Raw genomic sequence first — 653 nt, forward strand, 5'->3', positions numbered from 1 at the left:
AAAAATGCTGCTGCTTTAGCGGATGCTTTAGTAGCTAAAGATTATAAAATTATTTCTGGCGGAACTGATAACCACTGTATGCTTATTGATTTACGAAACAAAAACGTATCTGGTAAAGATGCAGAACAAGCATTGGTAAAAGCCGATATTACAGTAAATAAAAACATGGTACCGTTTGATGATAAATCGCCGTTTGTAACTTCAGGAATCCGTTTAGGTGTTGCTGCTGTAACTACGCGTGGTTTAAAAGAAGATGATATGGTTGTTATTGCTAATTTAGTTGATGAAGTAATTGCCAACCACGAAGATGAAACAGTTTTAGAAACCGTAAGAGAAAAAGTAAATGCTATGATGGCAAATAAGCCTTTATTTGTAGCTTAATTAAAAATTTATTCAGTAAAAAAAAGCCCGAAAATTCAATATTTTCGGGCTTTTTTTGTTTTCTGTTTTAATAATGTTTTTTTAACGATTTATTGTTTATTATGTTTTTTAAATCATAATCTATTGGAAGTTTTGATGTTTTATAAAGTGGGCAATAAGACGTTATACTAGAAAATGAAAATAATAAACCAACAACTAAGAATATTAAACCTAAAAAGCCTCTAACGCCTGCAACAAAAAATAAACTTAACAATAATACTGCAACAATAAAT

1 protein-coding gene and 1 pseudogene are annotated in these 653 nt (G+C 29.9%); one reads left to right on the forward strand and one right to left on the reverse strand.

The features are described 5' to 3' along the window. Nucleotides 1-381: pseudogene (gene glyA, locus FUA24_RS10750) on the forward strand (serine hydroxymethyltransferase); the annotation flags it as partial. 67 nt (nucleotides 382-448) lie between these two features. On the opposite strand, the gene FUA24_RS10755 reads toward glyA, so the two are convergent. Beyond that, nucleotides 449-653 (reverse strand): YgaP family membrane protein (locus FUA24_RS10755; protein ID WP_148542191.1); only part of this gene is annotated, 205 nt, incomplete at its 5' end.

This window comes from Seonamhaeicola marinus (assembly GCF_008085455.1).